The sequence below is a fragment of the Pseudomonas cremoricolorata DSM 17059 = NBRC 16634 genome (assembly GCF_000425745.1).
In the GTDB taxonomy this organism is placed as follows: domain Bacteria; phylum Pseudomonadota; class Gammaproteobacteria; order Pseudomonadales; family Pseudomonadaceae; genus Aquipseudomonas; species Aquipseudomonas cremoricolorata.
In genome coordinates, this window is sequence record NZ_AUEA01000007.1 from 144,246 (window position 1) to 166,385 (window position 22,140).

Annotated in this window: 20 protein-coding genes and 1 pseudogene; 13 read left to right on the forward strand and 8 right to left on the reverse strand. The window is 64.0% G+C overall.

Going from position 1 to position 22,140, the window contains the following annotated elements; genetic code table 11:
• Positions 1–13: 13 nt before the first annotated feature.
• Positions 14–166 carry a DUF3309 family protein gene (locus H618_RS22395; protein ID WP_033727585.1) on the reverse strand — a complete coding sequence of 51 codons (153 nt, stop codon included), beginning with the start codon at positions 164–166 and terminating at the stop codon, positions 14–16.
• A gap of 286 nt (positions 167–452) precedes the next feature.
• Here H618_RS22395 and H618_RS0109330 point away from each other — a divergent pair, with 286 nt between their 5' ends.
• Positions 453–1,271, forward strand: coding sequence for an SDR family oxidoreductase (locus H618_RS0109330; protein WP_028694822.1), 819 nt, complete (start codon positions 453–455; stop codon positions 1,269–1,271).
• A 121-nt stretch (positions 1,272–1,392) separates the two neighbouring features.
• Entirely contained in the window at positions 1,393–1,605 is a 213-nt protein-coding gene (gene csrA, locus H618_RS0109335) for a carbon storage regulator CsrA (protein ID WP_028694823.1), read from the forward strand.
• A gap of 4 nt (positions 1,606–1,609) precedes the next feature.
• Here csrA and H618_RS0109340 read toward each other — a convergent pair whose 3' ends face one another.
• From H618_RS0109340 to H618_RS0109355, 4 genes are all read right to left on the reverse strand, one after another.
• Positions 1,610–1,837 (reverse strand): YheU family protein, encoded by a 228-nt coding sequence (locus H618_RS0109340; RefSeq protein WP_028694824.1) that lies wholly within the window; start codon positions 1,835–1,837, stop codon positions 1,610–1,612.
• A 65-nt stretch (positions 1,838–1,902) separates the two neighbouring features.
• Positions 1,903–3,087 (reverse strand): osmoprotectant NAGGN system M42 family peptidase, encoded by a 1,185-nt coding sequence (locus H618_RS0109345; protein WP_028694825.1) that lies wholly within the window; start codon positions 3,085–3,087, stop codon positions 1,903–1,905.
• Positions 3,088–3,110: 23 nt separating this feature from the next.
• Entirely contained in the window at positions 3,111–4,856 is a 1,746-nt protein-coding gene (gene ngg / locus H618_RS0109350; protein ID WP_028694826.1) for an N-acetylglutaminylglutamine synthetase, read from the reverse strand.
• Between the two features lie 4 nt (positions 4,857–4,860).
• Entirely contained in the window at positions 4,861–6,648 is a 1,788-nt protein-coding gene (locus tag H618_RS0109355) for an N-acetylglutaminylglutamine amidotransferase (protein ID WP_028694827.1), read from the reverse strand.
• Between the two features lie 289 nt (positions 6,649–6,937).
• Here H618_RS0109355 and alaE point away from each other — a divergent pair, with 289 nt between their 5' ends.
• From alaE to H618_RS0109375, 4 genes are all read left to right on the forward strand, one after another.
• Positions 6,938–7,399 carry an L-alanine exporter AlaE gene (gene alaE, locus H618_RS0109360; RefSeq protein ID WP_028694828.1) on the forward strand — a complete coding sequence of 154 codons (462 nt, stop codon included), beginning with the start codon at positions 6,938–6,940 and terminating at the stop codon, positions 7,397–7,399.
• Positions 7,400–7,582: 183 nt separating this feature from the next.
• Positions 7,583–8,101: a sigma-70 family RNA polymerase sigma factor gene (locus H618_RS0109365; RefSeq protein WP_050577267.1), complete on the forward strand. Its 519-nt coding sequence runs from the start codon at positions 7,583–7,585 to the stop codon at positions 8,099–8,101.
• A complete protein-coding gene (locus tag H618_RS0109370) occupies positions 8,098–9,036 on the forward strand; it encodes a FecR domain-containing protein (protein WP_033727586.1) in 939 nt (312 codons plus the stop codon). The genes H618_RS0109365 and H618_RS0109370 overlap by 4 nt, the downstream gene beginning before the upstream one ends.
• Positions 9,037–9,138: 102 nt before the next feature.
• Positions 9,139–11,499 (forward strand): TonB-dependent siderophore receptor, encoded by a 2,361-nt coding sequence (locus H618_RS0109375; protein WP_028694831.1) that lies wholly within the window; start codon positions 9,139–9,141, stop codon positions 11,497–11,499.
• Between the two features lie 34 nt (positions 11,500–11,533).
• On the opposite strand, the gene mnmC is transcribed toward H618_RS0109375, so the two are convergent.
• Positions 11,534–13,498, reverse strand: a complete 1,965-nt coding sequence (mnmC, locus tag H618_RS0109380) for a bifunctional tRNA (5-methylaminomethyl-2-thiouridine)(34)-methyltransferase MnmC2/FAD-dependent 5-carboxymethylaminomethyl-2-thiouridine(34) oxidoreductase MnmC1 (protein ID WP_028694832.1) — start codon at positions 13,496–13,498, stop codon at positions 11,534–11,536.
• A gap of 129 nt (positions 13,499–13,627) precedes the next feature.
• On the opposite strand from mnmC, the gene pap reads away from it, so the two are divergent.
• From pap to tnpC, 4 genes and pseudogenes are all read left to right on the forward strand, one after another.
• Positions 13,628–15,121 carry a polyphosphate:AMP phosphotransferase gene (gene pap / locus H618_RS0109385; RefSeq protein WP_028694833.1) on the forward strand — a complete coding sequence of 498 codons (1,494 nt, stop codon included), beginning with the start codon at positions 13,628–13,630 and terminating at the stop codon, positions 15,119–15,121.
• A gap of 595 nt (positions 15,122–15,716) precedes the next feature.
• Positions 15,717–16,037 (forward strand): IS66-like element accessory protein TnpA, encoded by a 321-nt coding sequence (gene tnpA / locus H618_RS22400; RefSeq protein ID WP_081673744.1) that lies wholly within the window; start codon positions 15,717–15,719, stop codon positions 16,035–16,037.
• The gene (gene tnpB, locus H618_RS23180) at positions 16,034–16,369 is read left to right on the forward strand and encodes an IS66 family insertion sequence element accessory protein TnpB (RefSeq protein WP_028694834.1); all 336 of its coding nucleotides are present in this window, start codon (positions 16,034–16,036) and stop codon (positions 16,367–16,369) included. The genes tnpA and tnpB overlap by 4 nt, the downstream gene beginning before the upstream one ends.
• 63 nt (positions 16,370–16,432) lie before the next feature.
• Positions 16,433–17,997: pseudogene (gene tnpC, locus H618_RS21500) on the forward strand (IS66 family transposase).
• Here the strand turns inward: tnpC and H618_RS22405 are convergent.
• The gene (locus H618_RS22405; RefSeq protein ID WP_081673745.1) at positions 17,994–18,404 is read right to left on the reverse strand and encodes an NUDIX hydrolase; all 411 of its coding nucleotides are present in this window, start codon (positions 18,402–18,404) and stop codon (positions 17,994–17,996) included. The pseudogene tnpC and the gene H618_RS22405 overlap by 4 nt on opposite strands.
• A gap of 238 nt (positions 18,405–18,642) precedes the next feature.
• Between H618_RS22405 and H618_RS0109405 the strand changes: the two genes are divergently transcribed.
• Positions 18,643–19,602 (forward strand): DMT family transporter, encoded by a 960-nt coding sequence (locus tag H618_RS0109405; protein ID WP_028694835.1) that lies wholly within the window; start codon positions 18,643–18,645, stop codon positions 19,600–19,602.
• A gap of 37 nt (positions 19,603–19,639) precedes the next feature.
• On the opposite strand, the gene H618_RS0109410 is transcribed toward H618_RS0109405, so the two are convergent.
• Positions 19,640–21,034: a class II fumarate hydratase gene (locus H618_RS0109410; RefSeq protein ID WP_028694836.1), complete on the reverse strand. Its 1,395-nt coding sequence runs from the start codon at positions 21,032–21,034 to the stop codon at positions 19,640–19,642.
• Between the two features lie 148 nt (positions 21,035–21,182).
• Between H618_RS0109410 and H618_RS0109415 the strand changes: the two genes are divergently transcribed.
• Both H618_RS0109415 and H618_RS0109420 read left to right on the forward strand, forming a co-directional pair.
• Entirely contained in the window at positions 21,183–21,707 is a 525-nt protein-coding gene (locus tag H618_RS0109415; RefSeq protein ID WP_028694837.1) for a DUF2059 domain-containing protein, read from the forward strand.
• A gap of 10 nt (positions 21,708–21,717) precedes the next feature.
• Positions 21,718–22,014 (forward strand): BolA family protein, encoded by a 297-nt coding sequence (locus tag H618_RS0109420; RefSeq protein WP_028694838.1) that lies wholly within the window; start codon positions 21,718–21,720, stop codon positions 22,012–22,014.
• Positions 22,015–22,140 lie beyond the last annotated feature (126 nt).

The window sequence follows — 22,140 nt, forward strand, 5'->3', positions numbered from 1 at the left end:
TCGGGGGCGACGGTCATATGCGGCCGAGCAGCAGCAGGATCAGCAGAACAACCAGAATCACGCCGATGATGCCGGACGGACCGTAGCCCCACGAACGCGAGTGTGGGAAGACCGGCAGGCCGCCCACCAGCAGCAGAATCAGAACGATGATGAGGATCGTAGTCATGGGAAGAATCCTTGCGTGAGCGAATAGGTAATGAGCGTGGAACGTCCGGCGGTCGCAGGTGGGTACGAAAGGTCGGCGAACAGTGTTCACACTGCACGGCGACCTTTCGTATCCACCCCACTGCTGGCCGCTTGTAAATTCCGACTGGCGGGGCATGAACAAAGTTTTATTTGCTTTGCACTATGTTGGCTTTCATGTCCGCGCATTCACCGTTCTGATCGATCGCAGGCGCATCGTCGATGTTGGCTAGACTGCCGCGCACCCTTCGAGCAGCCAGAGGCCTTTCATGCACAAACGAATCATGATCACCGGCGCAGGCTCGGGACTTGGCCGCGAAATGGCCCTGCGCTGGGCCCGCGAGGGCTGGCGTGTGGCGCTGGCCGACATCGATCAGGCCCGCGCCGAGCAGACCTTGCAGCAGGTGCGCGAGCTCGGCGCAGACGGCTTCTGCCAGCGCTGCGACGTACGCGACTACAGCCAGCTCATGGCCCTGGCGCAGCGCTGTGAAACGCTGTTCGGCGGCATCGACTGCGTGGTGAACAACGCGGGTGTGTCCTCTGGCGGCTTTTTCACCGAACTCAGCCTGGACGACTGGGACTGGCAGCTGTCGGTCAACCTGATGGGCGTGGTCAAGGGCTGCAAGGCCTTCGTGCCGCTGCTCGAGCGCAGCCACGGCACGCTCATCAACATCGCCTCGATGGCTGCGCTGATGCAGGGGCCAGGCATGAGCAATTACAACGTCGCCAAGGCCGGGGTTGTGGCGTTGTCGGAAAGCCTCAAGGTCGAGCTTGAGTCCTTGTCGGTGAACGTGCACGTGGTGTGCCCATCGTTCTTCCAGACCAACCTGCTCGACTCCTTCCGCGGCCCCGATCCATCACTCAAGGCCCAGGTGGGCAAACTGCTGGACAGCTCACCGATCAGCGCCGCGCAGGTGGCCGATTACATCCATGCGGCCGTCCAGGCCGGCGAATTCCTCATCCTGCCCCACGAAGCCGGCCGCGCCGCCTGGCAACTCAAACGCCAGGCGCCCGAGCGGTTGTATGCGGACATGGCTGACATGGCGGTGAAGATGCGTGGCAAGGGGCGTGGAGGCGAGGGGCTGTAGGCTTCGGACGTAAGGCAAATTACCAGCCGTTGTAGGAAGATTCCTGAATCGACCAATGCCATTGGCAGGGCAACGTCTCCCCGGCAGTCTGCGGTCTTTTTCACCGCTGCGGGAGTGCGCCATGCTGGTATTCGTGAGGGAAGTGGGCGAGTCCATCGTCATTGGTGACGACATCACCATCAAGCTGGTCGACCTGCGCCGGGGCGTGGTGCGCATGGGGGTCGAGGCGCCGCGGCATGTCGAGGTGCACCGCTGCGAGGTGTTCAAGCGCATCCGCGCGCAGCGCCAGCGCGAGCAGTCAGACGGTTCGGGGCCTGAGCGCTCGCGGCGCTGAGCGCTCAGTCCAGCAGTTCTGGTGGCACGTCATGCTTGGCCAGCAGTTGGCACTGCTGGCTTTCGACGTCGAAAAGGATGAACGCCTGGCCTTTGGCCAGAGCCTGGCGCACGCGCAGTACGCGGGTTTCCAGCGGCGTGTCGTCACCATTGTCGGTGCCGTCGCGGGTGACGAAGTCCTCGATCAGCGCGGTGAGGGTTTCGGCTTGCAGGTGCTCGTAGGGAATCAGCATAGGTCAGCAGCGGTGAGTGAAGATTCGGGCCATCGTACGCGAAAGCCCGAATCACCGCGTAGGAATCACGCCTTGTTGCCGACCAGACTGTCCACGGCCGGCACGCGGGTATCGCTCTCCATCTGCGCGTCGTGCTCGAGCTGATGACTGAAGCGCTCCAGCGACGAACTGGCCGGCTGCGAATCGCTGGCGAACACCGGCGGGCTGAGCAGGTAGCCGGTCAGCAGGCGGCTCAAGGCTGCCAGGCTGTCGATGTGGGTACGCTCGTAGCCATGGGTGGCATCGCAGCCGAACGCCACCAGTGCGGTGCGAATGTCATGCCCGGCCGTCACCGCTGAGTGGGCGTCGCTGAAGTAGTAGCGGAACAGGTCGCGGCGCACCGGCAGTTCCTGTTCGGCTGCCAGGTTCAGCAGGTGACGCGACAGGTGATAGTCGTACGGCCCTGAGGAATCCTGCATTGCCACGCTCACCGCGTGCTCGCTGGAGGCCTGGCCCGGGGCCACCGGGGCGATGTCGATACCGACGAATTCGCTGACATCCCACGGCAATGCACCCGCCGCGCCAGAACCGGTCTCTTCGGTGATGGTGAACAGCGGGTGGCAGTCGATCAGCGGCTGCTGACCACTTTCCACCACCGCCTTGAGCGCTGCCAGCAAGGCGGCGACGCCGGCCTTGTCGTCCAGGTGGCGGGCGCTGATATGGCCGCTGTCGGTGAATTCCGGCAGCGGGTCGAAAGCGACGAAGTCACCGATATTGATGCCCAGCGCTTCGGCATCGGCGCGGGTGGTGCTGTAGGCATCCAGGCGCACTTCGATGTGATCCCAGCTCACCGGCATCTGGTCGATGGCGGTGTTGAAGGCGTGCCCGCTGGCCATCAGCGGCAGCACACTGCCGCGCAGCACACCGGTGTCGGTGAAGACGCTGACGCGGCTGCCTTCGGCGAAACGGCTCGACCAGCAGCCCACCGCGGCCAGCGCCAGGCGGCCGTTGTCCTGCACCTGGCGCACGCTGGCACCGATGGTGTCCAGGTGCGCGGAAACGGCACGGTCCGGGGAGCTCTGCCGCCCACGCAGGGTGGCGCGAATGGTGCCGCGCCGGGTCAGTTCGAAGGGGATGCCGAGTTCTTCCAGGCGTTCGGCCACGTAACGCACGATGGTGTCGGTGAAGCCGGTGGGGCTGGGGATGGCGAGCATCTCCAGCAGCACGCGTTTCATGTAGTCGAGATCGGGCTCGGGATGTCGTTCGGACATGTCCAGGTCTCCTTGTACAGCGTTCAAGTCAGGGCGCGGCTGTGCGGAAACAGCAGGTCGACGAAGCGTTCGGCAGTGGGTTGCGGTTCGTGATTGGCCAGGCCCACGCGTTCGTTGGCTTCGATGATTACGTAATTCGGCTGGCTGGCGTCGGCGACCATCAAATCCAGCCCGACCACCGGAATATCCAAGGCGCGGGCGGCGCGGATGGCCGCATCGGCGAGGGTCGGGTGCAGGCGTTCGGTGACGTCCTCCAGCGTGCCGCCGGTGTGCAGGTTGGCGGCGCGGCGCACGGCCAAGGTCTGTCCGGCCGGCAGCACGCTGTCGTAGTCAAAGCCTGCGGCGTGCAGGGTGCGTTCGGTTTCTTCGTCCAGCGGAATGCGGCTCTCGCCACCGGTAGCGGCCTGGCGACGACGGCTCTGCGCTTCGATCAACGCCTTGATGCAGTGGGTACCGTCACCGATGATCTGCGCCGGATGGCGGATGGCCGCGGCGACCACCTCGTAGGCGATGACCACGATGCGCAAGTCCAGCCCTGGGTGATAGCTTTCCAGCAGCACGCGGCTGTCGAAGCGCCGCGCCTGTTCCACTGCCTGGGTCAGCTCGTCGAAGGTGCTCAGGTTGACCGCCACCCCCTGGCCCTGCTCGCCGTCCACCGGCTTGACCACCAGCGCGCCGTGATCTTCGAGAAACGCCAGGTTGTCGTCGGCGCTGCCGGCCAACTGCTGCACCGGCACGTGCAGGCCGGCCTGCTCGAGGGCGTGCTGGGTCAGGCGTTTGTCCTGGCACAGGGTCATGCTCACGGCGCTGGTGAGGTCGCTCAGCGATTCGCGGCAGCGCACCCGGCGCCCGCCCATGCTCAGGCTGAACAGCCCGGCCGAGGCGTCGTCGACCTGCACTTCGATGCCGCGGCGGTGGGCCTCGTCAACGATGATCCGCGCATAGGGATTGAGCTCGGCCTGTGGCCCGGGGCCGAGGAACAGCGGCTGGTTGATGCCGTTCTTGCGCTTGACGGCGAAGGTCGGCAGGTTGCGAAAACCAAGCTTTTCGTACAGGCGCTTGGCCTGGCGGTTGTCGTGCAGCACCGACAGGTCGAGATACGCCAGGCCGCGGCTCATGAAGTGCTCGACCAGGTGGCGCACCAGCACCTCGCCGACGCCAGGCCGGCTGCACTGCGGATCGACCGCCAGGCACCACAGGCTGCTGCCATGCTCGGGGTCGGCGTAAGCCTTGTGATGGTTCAGGCCCATCACACTGCCGATCACCGCGCCGCTGTCGTCATCTTCGGCCAGCCAGTACACCGGCCCGCCCAGGTGCCTCGGGGTCAGGCGCTCGGGATCGATCGGCAGCATGCCGCGGGCTTGGTACAAGGCGTTGATGGCCTGCCAGTCGGCCTCGTTCTGTGCCCGGCGGATACGAAAGCCGCGGAACACTCGCTGCGCCTGGCGGTAGTCGCTGAACCACAGGCGCAAAGTGTCGGAGGGGTCGAGAAACAACTGATGCGGCGCCTGCGCCAGCACCTGCTGCGGCGCGGCCACGTACAGGGCGATGTCGCGCTCGCCGGGGCATTCCTGCTGCAAGGCTTCGGCCAGGCTCTGTGGGTCGGGGTAGGTGTGACCGATCAGCAGTCGCCCCCAGCCACAATGCAAGGCCCGCGGCTGGTCATGGGGCTCGCTGCCGTCACCGGCCAGACGCGCCTGCAGGCGTTCGTAGGAGGGCGCCTGGCCGCGCAGCAGGCGCTGGCCATAGGCGATTTCATGGGCTTTCATCGAATCAGATTCCTTGTTCGCTGAGCCACAGGTTCAGCGCTGCCAGCTGCCACAGCTTGGAGCCGCGCAGGGGGGTGAGCTGGCCGTGTGGATTGCTCAGCAGGCGGTCGATTTCAGCCGGGTTGAACAGGCCACGATCCTGGCTCGAGTCGGTCAGCAACTGCCGCACCCAGTCCAGCGTGGCGCCTTCCAGGTGCTTGAGGCCAGGCACTGGGAAATAGCCTTTCTTGCGGTCGATCACCTCGCTTGGGATCACCCGTCGCGCCGCTTCCTTGAGCACCTGTTTGCCGCCGTCTGGCAGCTTGAAGCGGGCCGGAATACGTGCCGAGAGTTCGGCCAGGCGATAGTCGAGGAACGGCGTGCGCGCTTCCAGGCCCCAGGCCATGGTCATGTTGTCGACGCGTTTGACCGGGTCATCGACCAGCATCACCGTGCTGTCCAGGCGCAAGGCCTTGTCGACTGCGGCGCTGGCACCGGGGCGGGCGAAGTGCTCACGCACGAAGTCACCGGCGGCATCGCCATCGAGCAGCCAGGGTGCCTGCACGGTGTCGCGGTACTCTTCGAAGCTGCGGTCGAAGAACGCTGCACGGTAGGCCGCGTAGGGGTCGGCGGCGCCGTCCACCTGCGGATACCAGTGGTAGCCGGCGAACAGTTCGTCGGCGCCCTGACCGCTTTGCACGCCCTTGCAGTGCTTGGCCACTTCCCGCGAGAGCAGGTAGAAGGCGATGCAGTCGTGGCTGACCATCGGTTCGCTCATGGCGCGGAAGGCGGCCGGCAACTGGTCGATGATCTCGTGTTCGGCAATGCGCAACTGATGGTGGCGGGTGCCGTAGTGGCGGGCGATGAGGTCTGAATACTGGAACTCGTCACCACGTTCGCCGCCAGCGTCTTCGAAGCCGATCGAGAAAGTCGACAGGTCTTCGACGCCGGTCTCGCGCAGCAGGCCGACCAGCAGGCTCGAGTCGACGCCACCGGAGAGCAGCACACCGACATCCACCGCAGCCCGTTGGCGAATCGCCACGGCGTCGCGGGTGGCGTCCAGCACGCGGCTGGTCCAGTCGTCCAGGGTGAGGTTCTGTTCATCGGCATTGGGGCCGTATTGCAGGGTCCACCAGGTGTGGCGTTCGATCTCGCCGTGGCGGTCGACGCGCATCCAGGTGCCCGGCTCGAGCTTTTGCACGTTGGCCAGCAAGGTACGCGGCGCGGGCACCACGGCATGGAAGTTGAGGTAGTGGTTGAGGCCGACCGGGTCGATCACCGGGTCGATGTCGCCGCCCTTGAGCAGCGCCGGCAGGGTCGAGGCGAAGCGCAGCCGCTCGCCGGTGCGCGACAGGTACAGCGGTTTGACGCCGAGGCGGTCACGGGCGAGGAACAGCCGCTGGCTGTCGCGCTCCCAAATGGCCAGGGCGAACATACCGTTGAGCTTGGGCAGCAGCGCCTCGCCCCAGGCGTGATAGCCCTTGAGCAGCACTTCGGTGTCGCCATCGGACCAGAAGCTGTAGCCCAGCGCCTGCAACTCTTCACGCAGTTCGGGGAAATTGTAGATGGCGCCGTTGAAGGCCAGCGCCAGGCCCAAAGTGTTGTCCTGCATCGGCTGCGCCGAGCCATCGGACAAATCCATGATCTTCAGCCGCCGGTGGCCGAGGGCAATCGGCCCCTGGCTATGGAAGCCCCAGGCGTCGGGGCCACGTGGGGCCAAGTGATGGGTGATGCGCTCGACGGCCGCGAGGTCCGCGGGACGTGGCGCCTGGCCAAAGGGGGTGAAACGTAACTCGCCTGCTAATCCGCACATAAGTCCTTACCGGTGTTGCCGTTGGGGAGGTGTGCCAATTCTGGGCACCTAGGTAGTGACCGGAGGGATTTGTGTGAGTTTTAGAACGATCTGTTATAAGGCATCGAGGTCGTCCGGCTCGGCAGGTGGGTGACAGGGTGGGCCTGCCACAGGATCAGCGTGAGAAACGGTGAATTTCTCGACTTGATGCGATCTAACCGCAAGGCGCCAGCATGCTTGCTTTGATATGACTGCAGGTCGTCGCCTTGCGCCTTTCATCCAATGCCGAGCGCTCCCGGAGCAACGACCCGTGCCTTCAGGCAGAACTTTCTGGCATAAGCATCGCCCGTTCATCGCCGACACCACGGCGTTGCTGATCTTCTTCACCCTCACTGGAGCGCTCAACGAGCGTTTCGTCGCCGGTATGCAATGGGATCAGGTCATCAACGCGCGCCTGATCGGTGCCGCGTTGATGATTCCGGTGGCCCGGCCCTATGGGCTCTGGCGAGACTGGCTGCTGACATTCTCCGGTACAGGGCGCCTGTCCAAGCTGTTGTGGGACAGCCTGGCGCTGGTGAGCTTTCAGGTGCCGATCTACGCCGCGATCATCGCTTTCAGTGGCGCCTCTGCCGAGGGCCTGGTCAAGGGCGTGGTCGGTGCAGCGTTGATCATGCTGCTGCTGGGGCGTCCGTATGGCGCCTTCCTCAACGGGGTACGCAGACTATTCGGATTGCCGCCTGGCGGGACCAGACCCATGTCCTTGAACGAGTGATCGTCTGGCTGTGTCGGGGCAGCCACCTTTTGCCGCATGTAGCAGGCGGGCGTAGCGTTTCAAAATTCGACGGGTCTCACTACGTCGTGGGACTTGATTGGGTGTTGGCAGGGGAGCATTGCTTTTGTAGGAAAACCCTTACATCATCGATAACAATTCCCATTAACACATGACAGCCTGCACGTGACCCCTCCGACGTCCTCCCATGCCTTGCAGCGTAACGACGTGCTTCGCAGGCTGTTCGGCGAACACCATTCCTGGTTGCTCGACCGCCTGCGCTTGCGCCTGAGGTGCCGTGACGATGCCGCGGACATCGCGGCGGAAACCTTCGCGCAGGTGGTGGCGATGCCTGACCCGGCCGCCATCCGTGAGCCACGCGCGCTGTTGAGCACCATCGGCAAGCGTCTGCTGTACGCCCGCTGGCGGCGTGCCGATATCGAGCGGGCCTACCTGCAGGCCATCGCTGAACAGGGTGAAGCCACCGCGCCTTCACCGCAGGAGCACTGGCTGGTGATGGAAGCGCTGATGGAGGTCGATCGCCTGCTCGATGGTTTGTCGTCCAAGGCCCGTGCGGCGTTTCTCTACAGTCAGCTCGACGGCCTGACCTACGCGACCATCGCCGCTGAGCTTGGGGTGTCGGTGACGCGTGTTCATCAATATGTCGTGCAGGGTCTGAAGGCCTGCTATCAGGTCGACCCGTGAGCGATCTTCCACCCGCGGTGACCGAGGCGATCGAGTGGTATGCGCAGCGTACCTCCGGCCACTTCGATGAATCCGCACAGCGGGCGCTCGAGGCGTGGCTGGCGGCTGATGTCAGTCATCGGCAGGCCTGGGTGGCGTTGCAGCAACGTCTTGCCCGCACGCTCGGACCGCTGGCAGAGCGTCAGGGCACGACTCAGGCGCTGCGCGCCAGTCATGGTCGCCGTCATCTGCTGCGCGGCGCCCTGGGCCTGGGCGCGCTGGCCGTCGGCACTCAGCTGTTGACCGTGCCGGGTGCGCCGCTGCATGCGCGCTGGGGTGCTGATCTGCGCACGGCCAGTGCACAGCGCAAGACTTTCCGGCTCGAGGATGGCTCAAGTCTGCTGCTCAACGCCGAGAGTTCAGCCGATATCGACGTGCACGCCACTGCGCGCCGCGTGTCGCTGTTGCGGGGGGCGCTCATGGCGACGGTGCAGCAGGACTTGGCGCGGCCCTTCGTGCTCGCCTGTCCATGGGGTGAAAGCCGCCTGTACGGCGGCGCGTGTGTGCTTTCGATGCAGGCTCGGCAACCGCAGCTGTGGGCGCTGGATGGCCCATTGGAGCTACAGGCGCCGCTGCAGCGAACGACGCTGCAGGCGGGGCAGGGCGTAGCCTTCGACGGTCAGCTGTGGCAGCCCATCGCACCTCGACATATCGACCAGCGCAGTTGGGTGCGCGGGCTGCTAGAGGTGCATGATCAGTCGCTGGCAAGCGTGATAGAGCACCTGCGCCCGTATCACCGGGGGATTTTGCAGGTCGCCCCCGAGGTTGCCGAATTGAGGATTTCCGGGGTCTTCAGCCTGGATGACAGCCGCGCTGCGCTGCACGCTTTGCGCGACATGCTGCCGTTACGCATTACCCACTACCTGGGGTATTGGACGCGCATCGAACACGCCTGAAGTTTTTTTGCCATGACCCTGAAAATTTCCGCGGGTCGCGCCACATACCCAGCAGACCCGCGCCATTCGCGCATTCTTCCAGCACACTGTCGAGCCATTTCCATGCGCCTCATTCCTTTGCTGCCGCTGGCGATCAGCGCCTGCGCGGCCAGCGTCGTTTCGTATGCCGCTGATGTTCCCTACACCTTCGATCTGCCCTCCGGCCCGCTGGCCCGCACCTTGATTGCCATCGGCCACACCAGCGGTCGGCAGGTACTGTTCGTACCCGCTGACGTCGAGGGCCGACAGGCGCCGGCGATACGCGGCGACTTGCAAGCGTTGCAAGCGGTACAGCGCAGTCTGCGCGGCAGCGGCCTGACGGTGCTGGTCACCGCCAGCGGCGCGCTTGGCATTCAAAAGGCCGACGCCGAAGGCGTGACCCTCGCGGCCACCAGCATCGACGCCAATGCGGGCGTGGCGCAGGGGCAAGCTGAGGGTTATCTGGCCACCAGTAGCCGGGCCGGCAGCAAGACCGATACCGAGCTGCTGAGAACGCCTCAGTCGGTCTCGGTGGTGACCCGTGCCGAGATGGATGAGCGCAAGAGTGACAACCTCTCCGATGCGCTCAAGTACACACCCGGCTTCAGCAGCCAGCCGAGCAGTTTCAGCCGCACCGCAGACGACTACACCCTGCGCGGCTTCAACGTCGGCGCAGGCACCGGCGGTATTCTGCGCGACGGCATGAAGCTGCAGTCCAATCCCTACGATGGCAGTGTCGAAGGCTATGGCCTGGAACGCGTCGAGGTGCTCAAGGGCGCGGCATCGGTGTTGTACGGCCAGATCTCGCCCGGTGGCCTGATCAACACCGTCAGCAAGCGCCCGACCTCGCAGCCGCTGCATGAGCTGGGCGTCGAGATCGGTAACCATGATCGGCGCCAGTACACCTTCGACCTCGGCGGGCCTCTCGATGATCAGGGCCAGTTCACTTATCGCCTGACCGGCCTATGGCGCGACAGCGCGACGCAGGTCGATCACGTCGATGATGACCGGCGCTACATCGCCCCGGCATTCACCTGGCGCCCCGACGAGGACACCTCGCTGACCGTGCTGGCGAGCCATCAGGAAACCTACACCGGTTTCTCCCCGCCAATGAGCTACGGGCTGAGCAGCTACAGCGATACGCCCGGCTACAAGATCGGGCGCGACCAGTTCGTTGGCGAGCCGGGCTACGACCATTTCAACAACCGCATGGATACCCTGGGCTATCTGTTCGAGCATCGCCTGAACGAGCATCTGGCGGTCAATCACAGCCTGCGCTACTTCCAGGCCAACACCGACTGGGACTACCTGATCCCTCAGGCCGTGGTCGGCAGCCAACTGCTGCGTCGCTACAGTGAGCGCGACGAACGCTCGACCGGCTGGACCACCGACAACAACCTTGATTTCACCTTCGAGCAAGGGCGCTGGCAGCATGAGCTGCTGCTGGGCGTCGACTACTACCACAAGACCTACGACTCGCACCGCTATATCAGCGCCACGCTGGCCCAACTGGCGCCGCCGCTGGACCTGGCCAACCCGGTGCACACCGGTGTCGGTGCCAATACCGCGGCGGACAGCGGCTCTGACCTGCACAGCCGGCAGGTGGGGGTCTACCTGCAGGATCAGATCACTTTCGATGACCGCTGGGTTCTGCTGCTGGCGGGCCGCCAGGACTGGGCCGACAGCGTTACCACCAGCTTCGCCAGCGACGCCCGTGCGACGCGCAGTGACCGCAAGGCCACCGGTCGTGCCGGACTCGTCTACCTGGCCGACAACGGTCTGGCCCCGTATATCAGCTACAGCCAGTCGTTCCAGCCGGCCAACGTCAGCAACCCGGCGTTCGGCAATGCCTTCGCGCCGCTCGAAGGTGAGCAGTACGAGGTCGGAGTGCGCTACCAGCCGGCCGGTCGCGACCTGCTGCTCAGTGCCGCAGCCTACGTACTGGACCAGAAGAACTCGCTGAGCCTCGATACCCTGAGCAATACCTACGTGCAATATGGCAAGACCCGCTCCAAAGGTGTCGAGCTGGAGGCCAAAGGCAACCTGACCGACGATCTGGCGCTGACCGCCGGCTACGCCTACACCGACAGCCACGTGCTTCAGGACCAGACCGCCGCGAATGTCGGCAAACGCATCGAAGGGGTGCCGTATCACAGCGCCAGCCTATGGGCGAGCTATCGCCTGGCCGGCTTTGGCCTGGAACGCCTGCGCCTGGGTGCCGGGGCGCGCTACACCGGCACTACGCGTACCACGCCCAGTGCCTACAGCGGAAAGATTCCGGCCTACACGCTGGTCGATGCGTTGGTCAGCTATGACGTCGACGAGCATTGGCAGGTCCAGGCCAAGGCGCAGAATCTGTTCAATACCCGCTACATCTTCTGCAACACCACGTGTCGCTATGGCGATGAGCGCAGCCTGATTGGCGCCGTGACCTATCGCTGGTAGACGCAGCGCTTGGCCAGTCCGCTAGTCGTCGCGCTCACTTGCCGCGAACCAGCCGCCGCAACAGGAAGCGGTTGGGGTGGCACGCCTCTGCCACTGCCCGGGGCAGCGGCAGCGCTTCGCCGCTGGCCCAGGCAGCGATCAGTTCACCGCTCAGCGGGGCAGTGATCAGCCCGCGCGAGCCATGGCCGCTGTTGACGTACAGGCCGTCGACCCAGGGGCAGGGGATGGCCGGGACTTGCCGGGCATCCTTGCGCAGGCTGGCATAGGCCACGTCGAACGCAGCCGGGTCGGCCAGCGGGCCGACCAGCGGCAGGTAGTCGGGGGTGGTGCAGCGAAACGCCGCGCGGCCTTGCAGGTGAGCGGGGTCGAGTGCGCCAACGTTCAGCCGTTCGGCCATGTCGGGCGAGATCGCCTGCAACAGCTCGAGATTGCTTCGATGTTCGGCTTCAGTGGGGGCGAGGTCCTGGCTGTGGAAGTCGAAACTCGCGCCGAGGGTGTGCTCGCCTTCACGTGGCGGGGCCAGGTAGCCGTCGGCGCACACCACCGTGCCCAGCGTCTGGCTGGCCGCCGTCGCCGACAGGCGGGTGATCTGCCCGCGAATGCGCTTGAGCGGCAGCACCGCCTCGGGCAGCAGGCGCTGCGCCTCGGCGGCGTTGCACAGCACCACCACAGGCGCACTGGCCAGCAGCCGCTCGCCGGCCCAGGCCTGCCACAGGCCATCGGCGCGGCGCAGTTGCAGCACTTCGCTGTGGGTTAGCAGATCGATGCCCGAATGCTGCAACATCGCCCGACACAGCGCTGGCGGATGCACCCAGCCGCCCTCGGGGTAGAACAGCCCGCCGCAGGGCAGGGCAATGCCGGCCTGGTGCTGCGCCTGCTGCTGATCCAGCGTTTGCAACAGACTGGCGTCGAAGGCTGCGGCCAGCTTGTCTTGGCGCTCGGCTTCCTTGGCATCGAAGGCCAGTTGCAGCACACCGCAGGCGTCCCAGTCGTGGCCGCGTTGAAGCTGCTGCAACCAGCGCCGCGTATAGCCGAACCCGGCAAGGATCATCTGCGACAGCGCCGTGCCGTGGGCCGAGAGTTTGAGGTACAGCACCCCTTGCGGATTGCCCGAGGCTTCCTGTGCAACTGCGGCGTGACGCTCCAGCACCGTGACCTGCCAACCCCGCCGGGCCAGGCTGTTGGCGCTGGCGCTGCCGGCAAGCCCGGCGCCGATCACCAGCGCCTGACGCGCTTGACCAACGTTTGTCGGGCGCGCGTACCAAGGTGCGCCAGGGGCGGCAGGCTCGCCTTGGTAATGGCCTCTGGCGACCTCCCACTTCTTGCCCAGCCCCGGCACCTTGTGCAGCTTGAAACCGACCTCGGCCAGACCGCGGCGCACCCAACCGGTGGTGGTGAAGGTGCCCAGGGTGGTGCCTGGGGCCGACAAGCGCGCCAGTTGCGCGAACAGCTCGGGGTTCCACATGTCCGGGTTCTTCGCCGGGGCGAAGCCGTCGAGGAACCAGGCATCGACCGGCGCATCGAGCTGCGCCAACTGCTCGATGGCGTCACCGATCAGCAAGGTCAGGGTGACGCGCCCATCGGCGAAGCTGAACTGCTGGAAGCCCTGGTGTACCGCCACGTACTGCGCCAGCAGCGGCTGCCAGAATTCGGCCAGCTCCGGCCACAGCTGCACCGCGCGGCTGAGGTCGGCGTGGCTCAGCGGGTGTTTTTCCACGCTGACGAAGTGGAGTCGCGCCGTGCTCGGGGCATGGGCGGCGAAGGCTTGCCAGGCGCAGTAGAAGTTCATCCCAGTGCCGAAGCCGGTTTCGCCGATCAGCAGGCTTTCATGGCCCTTGAGCGCAGCGAAACGTTGCTCAAGGCGATTACCTTCGATGAACACATAGTGGGTTTCCAAGGTCCCTTCGGTACGGGAGAAATACACATCGTCGTAGCGCCGTGAATACGGGCGGCCTTGGTCGTCCCAGTCGAGCTGGGCGTAGGGGAGGGTGTCGGACATGATCGGCTCAGCGGTGGCAGAACGCCCATGTTATGCCATCTGCACGGTTGATTTCCCTGACCTTGATCTGGCCGCGCTAATGCTGCGCGCCGATCCGCTAGTCTTCACCGTCTACTCAAGGAGTTCTCAATGTTCGAATCCGCTGAAATCGGCCACTGCATCGACAAGGAAACCTATGACGCCGAAGAGCCTGCACTGCGCGAGGCGCTGCTCGATGCCCAGTACGAACTCAAGCAACAGGCGCGCTTTCCGGTCATCGTGCTGATCAACGGCATCGAAGGTGCGGGCAAGGGCGAAACGGTCAAGCTGCTCAACGAATGGATGGACCCGCGCCTGATCGAGGTGCGTACCTTCGACCAGCAGACCGACGAGGAGCTGGCCCGGCCACCGGCCTGGCGCTACTGGCGGGCCTTGCCGCCCAAAGGGCGCATGGGCGTGTTCTTCGGCAACTGGTACAGCCAGATGCTGCAGGGCCGGGTACATGGCCAGTTCAAGGACGCCGTGCTCGACCAGGCCATCACCGGTGCCGAGCGCCTCGAGCAGATGCTCTGCGATGAAGGCGCGCTGATCATCAAGTTCTGGTTTCACCTCTCGAAAAAGCAGATGAAGACCCGCCTCAAGGCGCTGCGTGACGACCCGCTGCACAGCTGGCGCATCAGCCCGCTTGACTGGCAGCAGTCCAAGACCTACGACCGTTTCGTGCGCTTCGGCGAGCGCGTGCTGCGGCGTACCAGCCGTGACTACGCGCCCTGGCATGTGATCGAAGGCGTCGACCCGCACTACCGCAGCCTGGCGGTCGGGCGAATTCTGCTGGAAAGCCTGCAGGCGGCGCTTGCCAACGAGCCGAAAGGCAAACGCCAGACCAACGTCGCGCCGCTTGGGCGCAGCATCGACCAGATGAGCCTGCTCGGCGCTCTCGACCTCAGTCAGCGTCTGGACAAGGCCGATTACCAGGAACAGCTGGTGACCGAGCAGGCCCGCCTGGCTGGCCTGCTGCGGCACAAGGCAATGCGCCGGCATGCGCTGCTGGCGGTGTTCGAGGGCAATGACGCAGCCGGCAAGGGCGGGGCGATCCGCCGCGTGGCGGCAGCGCTCGATCCGCGCCAGTACCGCATCGTGCCGATCGCCGCGCCAACCGAGGAAGAACGCGCACAACCCTACCTGTGGCGCTTCTGGCGGCACGTGCCGGCGCGCGGCAAGTTCACCATCTTCGACCGCTCCTGGTATGGCCGGGTGCTGGTCGAGCGCATCGAAGGCTTCTGCACCCCGGCCGACTGGATGCGTGCCTACGGCGAGATCAACGACTTCGAAGAGCAACTGAGCAACGCCGGGGTGGTGGTGGTCAAGTTCTGGCTGGCGATCGACCAGCAAACCCAGCTGGAACGCTTCGAAGAACGCGAGCAGATTCCCTTCAAACGCTACAAGATCACCGAAGACGACTGGCGCAACCGCGCCAAATGGGATGTCTACCGCGACGCCGTCGGCGACATGGTCGACCGCACCAGCACCGAAATCGCCCCCTGGACCCTGGTCGAGGCCAACGACAAACGCTGGGCCCGAGTCAAGGTGCTACGCACCATCAACGAGGCGCTGGAGGCGGCGTTCGCCAAGCAAAAGAATTGACCAGCCGCAGGCTGCTGGCTCTCAGCTTCTAGCTTCTAGCTTCTAGCTTCTAGCTTCTAGCTTCTAGCTTCTAGCTTCTAGCTTCTAGCTTCTAGCTCTTAGCTCTTGGCTCGCTTCTCGTACATCGATGTCTCAGGCGCCACCGACCGCGACTGTAGCCGGCCGGAGCGCAGGTGTTCGAAGGGGCGTGCGCGCAGCGCACCCGAGGCGGAGCCGAGGACGCGAGGTGTTAGGGTTGCGCAGCAACCCTTGCCCGCGCAGCCCCGTAGAGCACCGGAGCGCAGGGGACCCGCAACGGAGCGAAGCGCAGTGCAGGGCCGGCTAGTGGAGCACAGGGTTTTGCCTACTTTTTCCCAAAAAAGTAGGTCGCCGCCAGGCGAAACCGGCCCGAGAAACAACCAACCCCTTACAGGTTTTCGCCAGTCGAGCCATACGGCCTCATTAAATCCAAGCGTTCCGGCACTCGACCACTCGGCTCGAAGCCACCACACCTCCGTAAGCGTCCGGCGAAATCACCTTCCGCACTCCAGCATTAAGGGCGATGGTGTCCGCGTATTTTTAAGCGGACGTGATCGCCCTTATCGCTAGGATTTCCATGCGCCAACGAAGCTCTTATCCGAAACCGTTCAAAGCCCAGGTCGTTCAGGAATGCCTGCAACCTGGCGCATCCATTTCCAGTGTTGCCATCAGCCACGGCATCAATGCCAACGTCATCCGCAAATGGATGCCGCTCTATCGAGATCAGCCCTCAGCGGCTTCACTACCGGCATTCGTCCCACTAAAAGCCGCCCCTAAACGGCCGGCCGAGGCGTCAGTGATCATCGAGTTGCCCATGGCCGGCCAAGTGATCACAGTGAAATGGCCAATCTCAGATCCCGAGGGCTGTGCGCAATTTATCCGTGCTGTCGCTCAATGATCCGCATCGACGCGATCTGGCTGGCCACCGAGCCGATGGACATGCGCGCTGGTACCGAAACCGCATTAGCCCGGGTGATCGCGGTGTTCGGTGCGGCGAAGCCGCACTGCGCTTACCTGTTCGCCAATCGCCGGGCCAACCGGATGAAGGTGCTGGGGCACGACGGCGTGGGCGTCTGGCTTGCAGCGCGACGACTGAATCAAGGCAAGTTTCACTGGCCCGGCATTCGCCATGGCAGTGAGGTTGAACTCGACAGCGAACAACTCCAGGCCTTGGTGCTGGGCCTGCCGTGGCAGCGCGTTGGTGCAGGCGGTGTGATCAGCATGCTGTAACCGCCGTGCATTTGGCCGGTCTACGTGTCGTCGTCCCGTGCCTGCTCTGGAACAATCGGCGGCATGACTTCCTCGCCCAACCTCGACCAGATGACTCCGGAACAGCTTCGTGCCTTGGCGGCACAGGCGTTGCAGTTGCAGTCCCAGGTCGAGGCGATGAGCAAGAAGATCCAGAACGATCAAACCGTCATTGAGCAGCTCACTTACGAAATTGCTCTGCTCAAACGGCAAAAGTTTGCCAAGCGCAGCGAGCAAATCAGCCCGGCGCAAAGCAGCTTGCTGGATGACCTGCTCGACACAGATGTTGAGGCTATGAGGCCGAGCTAAAGCAGCTCCTTCCAGCTGCGCCACAGTCTGAACCACGGCAATCTCCGAAACGTGCGCCATTGCCGCCGCAGTTTCCACGCGCGGTGATTCGTCACGAACCCGACAACACCCTGTGCGCCTGTGGCTGCCAACTTCAACGCATCGGCGAAGACGTCAGTGAGAAGCTGGATTACACACCGGGTGTATTTACCGTCGAGCAACACGTGCGTGGCAAGTGGGCCTGCCGTCAGTGCGAAACACTAATCCAGGCGCCGCTGCCGGCGCAGGTGATCGACAAAGGTATCCCGACCGCAGGCCTGCTGGCCCACGTGATGGTGGCCAAGTTTGCCGATCACTTGCCGCTGTACCGGCAGGAGAAAATCTTTGGTCGCGCCGGGCTGGCCATCGCTCGCTCGACCTTGGCCCAGTGGGTTGGGCAAACTGGCGTGCGACTCCAGCCACTGGTCGATGCACTGCGTGAAGCGGTGCTGAGCAAGGGCGTAATCCACGCCGATGAAACACCGGTGCAAATGCTTGCGCCGGGCAAGAAGAAAACCCACCGGGCCTATGTCTGGGCCTACAGCACGACACCGTTTTCGGCGCTTGATGCGGTGGTTTACGACCTCAGCCCAAGCCGTGCCGGCGAACATGCACGTAACTTCCTGGGCGACTGGAACGGCAAGCTGGTTTGCGATGACTTCGCTGGCTACAAAGCCGGTTTTGAGCAAGGCATCACTGATATCGGCTGCATGGCTCATGCTCGCCGCAAGTTCTTCGACCTGCATGTCGCGAACAAAAGTCAGTTGGCCGAACAGACGCTGCACTCGATTGGCGGTTTGTACGAGGTTGAACGCCAGGCTCGGAATATGAGCAACGAAGACCGTTGGCGAATACGTCAGGAGTTGGCGGTACCGATCAGCAAAACACTGCATGAGTGGATGCTTGCCCAGCGCGATCTGGTGCCCAACGGATCAGCCACGGCCAAAGCCCTCGATTACAGCCTGAAACGCTGGGTAGCGCTGACGCCCTATCTGGACGATGGGGCTGTGCCCATCGATAACAACCAGGTCGAGAACCAGATACGGCCATGGGCACTCGGGTGGTCGAACTGGCTGTTTGCCGGGTCGCTGCGCAGTGGCAAGCGGGCGGCTGCAATCATGAGCCTGATCCAGTCAGCGCGCATGAATGGGCACGATCCGTACGTCTATCTCAAAGACGTTCTGATGCGGCTGCCGACGCAGCGGGCCAGTGAAATCGGGCACTTGCTACCGCATCAGTGGATGCCGGCCTCACTATCCAGGAAAAGCTGTAAGCGCACTTAGGCTTCAGTGAGCCTTTTCCGAAGAAAGCTCAAAGCATCCTTGAAAAGCGGATGCCAATTTTCAGAAGGCTCGCTCATGAGAGGATGCCAAAAGAATCTGAATTCATGGCCTCCATCATCTTCTGCAAAATGCACCCAACTATCTGGAAGGTCTTGGGCAACATGACATTCATGAAATGCCCATGTGTGCCCAGTTACGATGGAGCGCCGCGCTCCCAAATGTCTCCCAGCTATCGACTGAATCCCTGCTTCTTCTTTCAGCTCTCGAACCGCAGCCAGGTCGGTTGACTCACCTGGCTCGACACTGCCTTTGACCAGCTGAAAGCCTGCTAATGGATGCTCGAACGCTAAGATTTCCAAAGTTTCTCGGCCTCGCAAAACTACAGGACAAGATTTATCTGCTTCCATGCCGTCAAACCTACTCCGATCCTTACACATGAGTCGAGAAGCATAGCCGAAGCAAGGTGCCATCGAAGCCGGAGGGGACGACAGATTCGCAAGGTGTGTTTACCGTCCGCCTACACACCTCCTACATGCTCCAGCGGAATAACCAAGCGAATTAATTTCCGGCCACTTCCCCCCCAGCCAACCAGCCCAGGGCGTAGACTGCTCGTTCTCTTCGCTCATATCGCTCATCGAGGCCACCATGCACATCACCTCGGGCCGTTGGCTGCACGGCCTGTTCCTGGCGCTATTGACCGTGCTGCTGTGGGGCATCCTGCCAATCAAGCTCAAGCAAGTGCTGACCGTCATGGACCCGATCACCGTCACCTGGTACCGCTTGCTGGTCTCCGGCAGCCTGTTGCTGCTGTGGCTGACGGCCCAGCGTCGGCTGCCGAGTTTCCACGGCCTGGGGCGTCGGCGGCTGGGCCTGGTGGGCCTGGCGATCTTCGGTCTGCTGGGCAACTACGTGCTGTACCTGGTGGGCCTCAACCTGCTCAGCCCCGGCACCGCGCAACTGGTGGTGCAGATCGGCCCAGTGCTGTTGCTGGTGGCCAGCGTGTTCGTGTTCAAGGAACGCTTCAGTGTCGGTCAAGTGCTGGGCCTGGTGATTCTGCTGGGCGGGTTCGGGCTGTTCTTCAACCAGCGCCTGGACGAGCTGCTGACCTCGCTCGGGGTCTACACCCGTGGGGTGCTGACCATCCTTCTGGCCACCAGCATCTGGGTGTTTTACGCCCTGAGCCAAAAGCAGCTGCTGACCGTGTGGAATTCCCAGCAGGTGATGCTGGTGATCTACCTGGGCTGCGCGGCGCTGCTCACGCCCTGGGCGCATCCGCTCGAGATGCTGCAGCTCGATACCCTGCAAAAATGGCTGCTGCTGGCCTGTTGCCTGAACACCTTGGTGGCCTATGGCGCTTTCGCCGAGGCCCTGGCCCATTGGCAGGCGTCGCGGGTCAGCGCGACCCTGGCGCTGACGCCACTGGTGACATTGCTGGCGGTGGCCGCTGCGGCGCAGCTGTGGCCGGCTTATGTGCACAGCGAACAGCTCAACGCGCTGGGCTATCTGGGCGCGATGACGGTGGTCGCAGGCTCTGCGCTGGTGGCCCTGGGGCCTTCGCTGGTCGCGGGTTGGCGAGCGCGCCGGGTGCGTATGGCGCGGTCGTGAAGGTAGAGGAGGGCGGCCAGATGGCCGCCCGGCCCACTCAGCCCTTGGCGCCAGGGGCGAGCATGTTCTGCGGCTTGACCCATTCATCGAACTGCGCATCGCTCAGGTAGCCCAGCGCCAGCGCCGCCTCACGCAGGGTCAGCCCTTCGGCATAGGCCTTCTTGGCGATTTCCGCCGACTTGTCGTAGCCGATGTGCGGGTTCAGCGCAGTCACCAGCATCAGCCCACGCTCCAGGTGCGCGGCCATCTGCTCGGCGTCGGGCTCCATGCCTGCGATGCAGTGCTGCTGGAAGTTGCGCGCGCCATCGGCCAGCAGTTCGATCGATTGCAACAGGTTGTGAATGATCACCGGCTTGAACACGTTCAGTTGCAAGTGCCCCTGGCTTGCGGCGAAGCCGATGGTGGCATCGTTGCCCAGCACCTGGCAGGCGAGCATCGACAGCGCCTCGCACTGGGTCGGGTTGACCTTGCCGGGCATGATCGAACTGCCCGGCTCGTTGGCCGGCAGGCGCACTTCGGCCAGGCCGCCACGGGGACCGGAACCGAGCAGGCGCAGGTCGTTGGCGATTTTCATCAGGGCCACGGCCAGGGTTTTCAGACCGCCGCCCAGACTGGTCAATGGTTCATGCCCGGCCAGCGCAGCGAACTTGTTCGGCGCACTGACGAACGGCAACCCGGACAATGCCGCCAGCTCGGCGGCGATGGCTTCGGCGAAGCCTTGCGGGGCGTTCAGCCCGGTGCCCACGGCCGTGCCGCCCTGGGCCAGCTCGCAGACCGGCGGCAGGCTGGCGCGGATCGCCGCCTGGGCATAGTCGAGCTGGGCGACGAAAGCCGACAGCTCCTGGCCGAAGGTGATCGGTGTGGCATCCATCATGTGCGTGCGACCGGTCTTGACCAGGTCGTGATGGCGCGCCGACTGTTCGGCCAGACCCGCCGACAGTTCGGCGATCGCCGGCAGCAGCCGGCCATACACCGCCTGGGCCGTGGCGATGTGCATGGCGGTGGGGAAGCAGTCGTTGGAGCTCTGCGAACGGTTGACGTGATCGTTGGGGTGCACCGGGCTCTTGCCGCCACGCGGGTTGCCGGCCAGTTCGTTGGCGCGTCCGGCGATCACCTCGTTGACGTTCATGTTGCTCTGCGTGCCGCTGCCGGTCTGCCACACCACCAGGGGGAACTGATCATCGTGTTTGCCGGCCAGCACTTCGTCGGCGGCCTGTTCGATGAGCCGGGCGATGTCGGCCGGCAGGTCGCCGTTGCGGTCATTGACCCGCGCGGCGGCCTTCTTGATCAGCGCCAGGGCGTGGATCACCTCACGCGGCATGCGTTGCTGACCAATGGCGAAATTGATCAGTGAGCGTTGGGTCTGCGCGCCCCAGTAGGCCTGTTCAGGAACTTCGACCTGGCCAAGGCTGTCTGTCTCGATACGGCTCATGCTGCGTTCACTCCTTTGTCGTGCGAAACCGCAGTTTAGGCCCTCTGTCGAATGAGCGGTTCAATCGCTCTTCGTCCCACTTGAGCAGCGTGCCGTTTGCGGCGCAGAATGCTCTGCTTTTTACCCCCGTCCAATTGAAGGAAATGCGATGACCCGTCTCCGCGCCCTCTGTGCCGCCGTCGCCCTGGTTTGTGTCAGTGGCCAGGTACTCGCCGCCACGCCCAGCCACAACGCGGCTGCCGAGAAATTCCTGACCCTGGCCAACGCTGACAAGCTCGGCACTCCGGTGTACATGCAGGTTCAGCAGATGTTCGCGCAACGCTTCGAGCAGACCAAGGCACCTGCCTCCAAGAAGTCGGTGCTCGACAGCTACCAGGCCAAGGCCAACGCAGCGCTGGACAACGCCATCGGCTGGAACAAGCTCAAGCCGAAGATGGTCAACCTGTACACCGCCACCTTCACCGAGGCCGAACTCAAAGACCTGGTCAAGTTCTACGAATCGCCCCTGGGCCGCAAAGTGCTGCGTGAAATGCCCAAAGTCACTCAGCAGTCGGCGCAGCTGACCCAGCAGAGCCTGGAGCCTGCGGTGCCTACCGTGAACAAGCTGCTCGAAGACATGACCAAGGAACTCGACCCCAACGCCGGCAAGGCCGCAGCCCCGGCGAAGAAGTGAGTAACGCGCGATGAGCATGCAGCAACGCATCGAGCAGCAACTGGCCGCGCTGGCCCCGCAGTACCTTGATGTGCTGGACGAAAGCCACATGCACAGCCGTGGCCAGCAAACCCACTACAAGGCGGTGATCGTCAGCGAGCAGTTCGCTGGCCTGAACAGCGTCAAGCGCCACCAGCAGGTGTACGCCACCATGGGCGAGCTGATGGGCCAGATCCACGCCCTGGCGATCCATACCTACACCCCCGAGGAATGGGCCAAGGTCGGTGCAGCGCCGGCCTCGCCGGTGTGCGCCGGCGGCGGGCACTGATTCACGCGGGCTGTTCTGCTAGAATTCGCGCCTTCGTTATCGACGCCACCAGCGGGTAGCTCCCGCTGGTGGCGTTTTCACGTGTCCCGTTCATCAATCCGGTCCGCCCCTTACGAGGGTGACCAC

Bases quoted from the DNA above. Each gene is read 5' to 3' on its own strand.
- H618_RS0109415 (WP_028694837.1), top strand. From the start codon at position 21,183: ATGACCCGTCTCCGCGCCCTCTGTGCCGCCGTCGCCCTGGTTTGTGTC.
- tnpB (WP_028694834.1), top strand. From the start codon at position 16,034: ATGATCCGCATCGACGCGATCTGGCTGGCCACCGAGCCGATGGACATG.
- mnmC (WP_028694832.1), bottom strand. From the start codon at position 13,498: ATGTCCGACACCCTCCCCTACGCCCAGCTCGACTGGGACGACCAAGGC.
- H618_RS22395 (WP_033727585.1), bottom strand. From the start codon at position 166: ATGACTACGATCCTCATCATCGTTCTGATTCTGCTGCTGGTGGGCGGC.
- pap (WP_028694833.1), top strand. From the start codon at position 13,628: ATGTTCGAATCCGCTGAAATCGGCCACTGCATCGACAAGGAAACCTAT.
- H618_RS0109330 (WP_028694822.1), top strand. From the start codon at position 453: ATGCACAAACGAATCATGATCACCGGCGCAGGCTCGGGACTTGGCCGC.
- H618_RS0109420 (WP_028694838.1), top strand. From the start codon at position 21,718: ATGAGCATGCAGCAACGCATCGAGCAGCAACTGGCCGCGCTGGCCCCG.
- H618_RS0109375 (WP_028694831.1), top strand. From the start codon at position 9,139: ATGCGCCTCATTCCTTTGCTGCCGCTGGCGATCAGCGCCTGCGCGGCC.
- tnpA (WP_081673744.1), top strand. From the start codon at position 15,717: ATGCGCCAACGAAGCTCTTATCCGAAACCGTTCAAAGCCCAGGTCGTT.
- H618_RS0109405 (WP_028694835.1), top strand. From the start codon at position 18,643: ATGCACATCACCTCGGGCCGTTGGCTGCACGGCCTGTTCCTGGCGCTA.
- H618_RS0109410 (WP_028694836.1), bottom strand. From the start codon at position 21,034: ATGAGCCGTATCGAGACAGACAGCCTTGGCCAGGTCGAAGTTCCTGAA.
- csrA (WP_028694823.1), top strand. From the start codon at position 1,393: ATGCTGGTATTCGTGAGGGAAGTGGGCGAGTCCATCGTCATTGGTGAC.
- H618_RS0109345 (WP_028694825.1), bottom strand. From the start codon at position 3,087: ATGTCCGAACGACATCCCGAGCCCGATCTCGACTACATGAAACGCGTG.
- H618_RS22405 (WP_081673745.1), bottom strand. From the start codon at position 18,404: ATGGAAGCAGATAAATCTTGTCCTGTAGTTTTGCGAGGCCGAGAAACT.
- ngg (WP_028694826.1), bottom strand. From the start codon at position 4,856: ATGAAAGCCCATGAAATCGCCTATGGCCAGCGCCTGCTGCGCGGCCAG.
- H618_RS0109340 (WP_028694824.1), bottom strand. From the start codon at position 1,837: ATGCTGATTCCCTACGAGCACCTGCAAGCCGAAACCCTCACCGCGCTG.
- H618_RS0109355 (WP_028694827.1), bottom strand. From the start codon at position 6,648: ATGTGCGGATTAGCAGGCGAGTTACGTTTCACCCCCTTTGGCCAGGCG.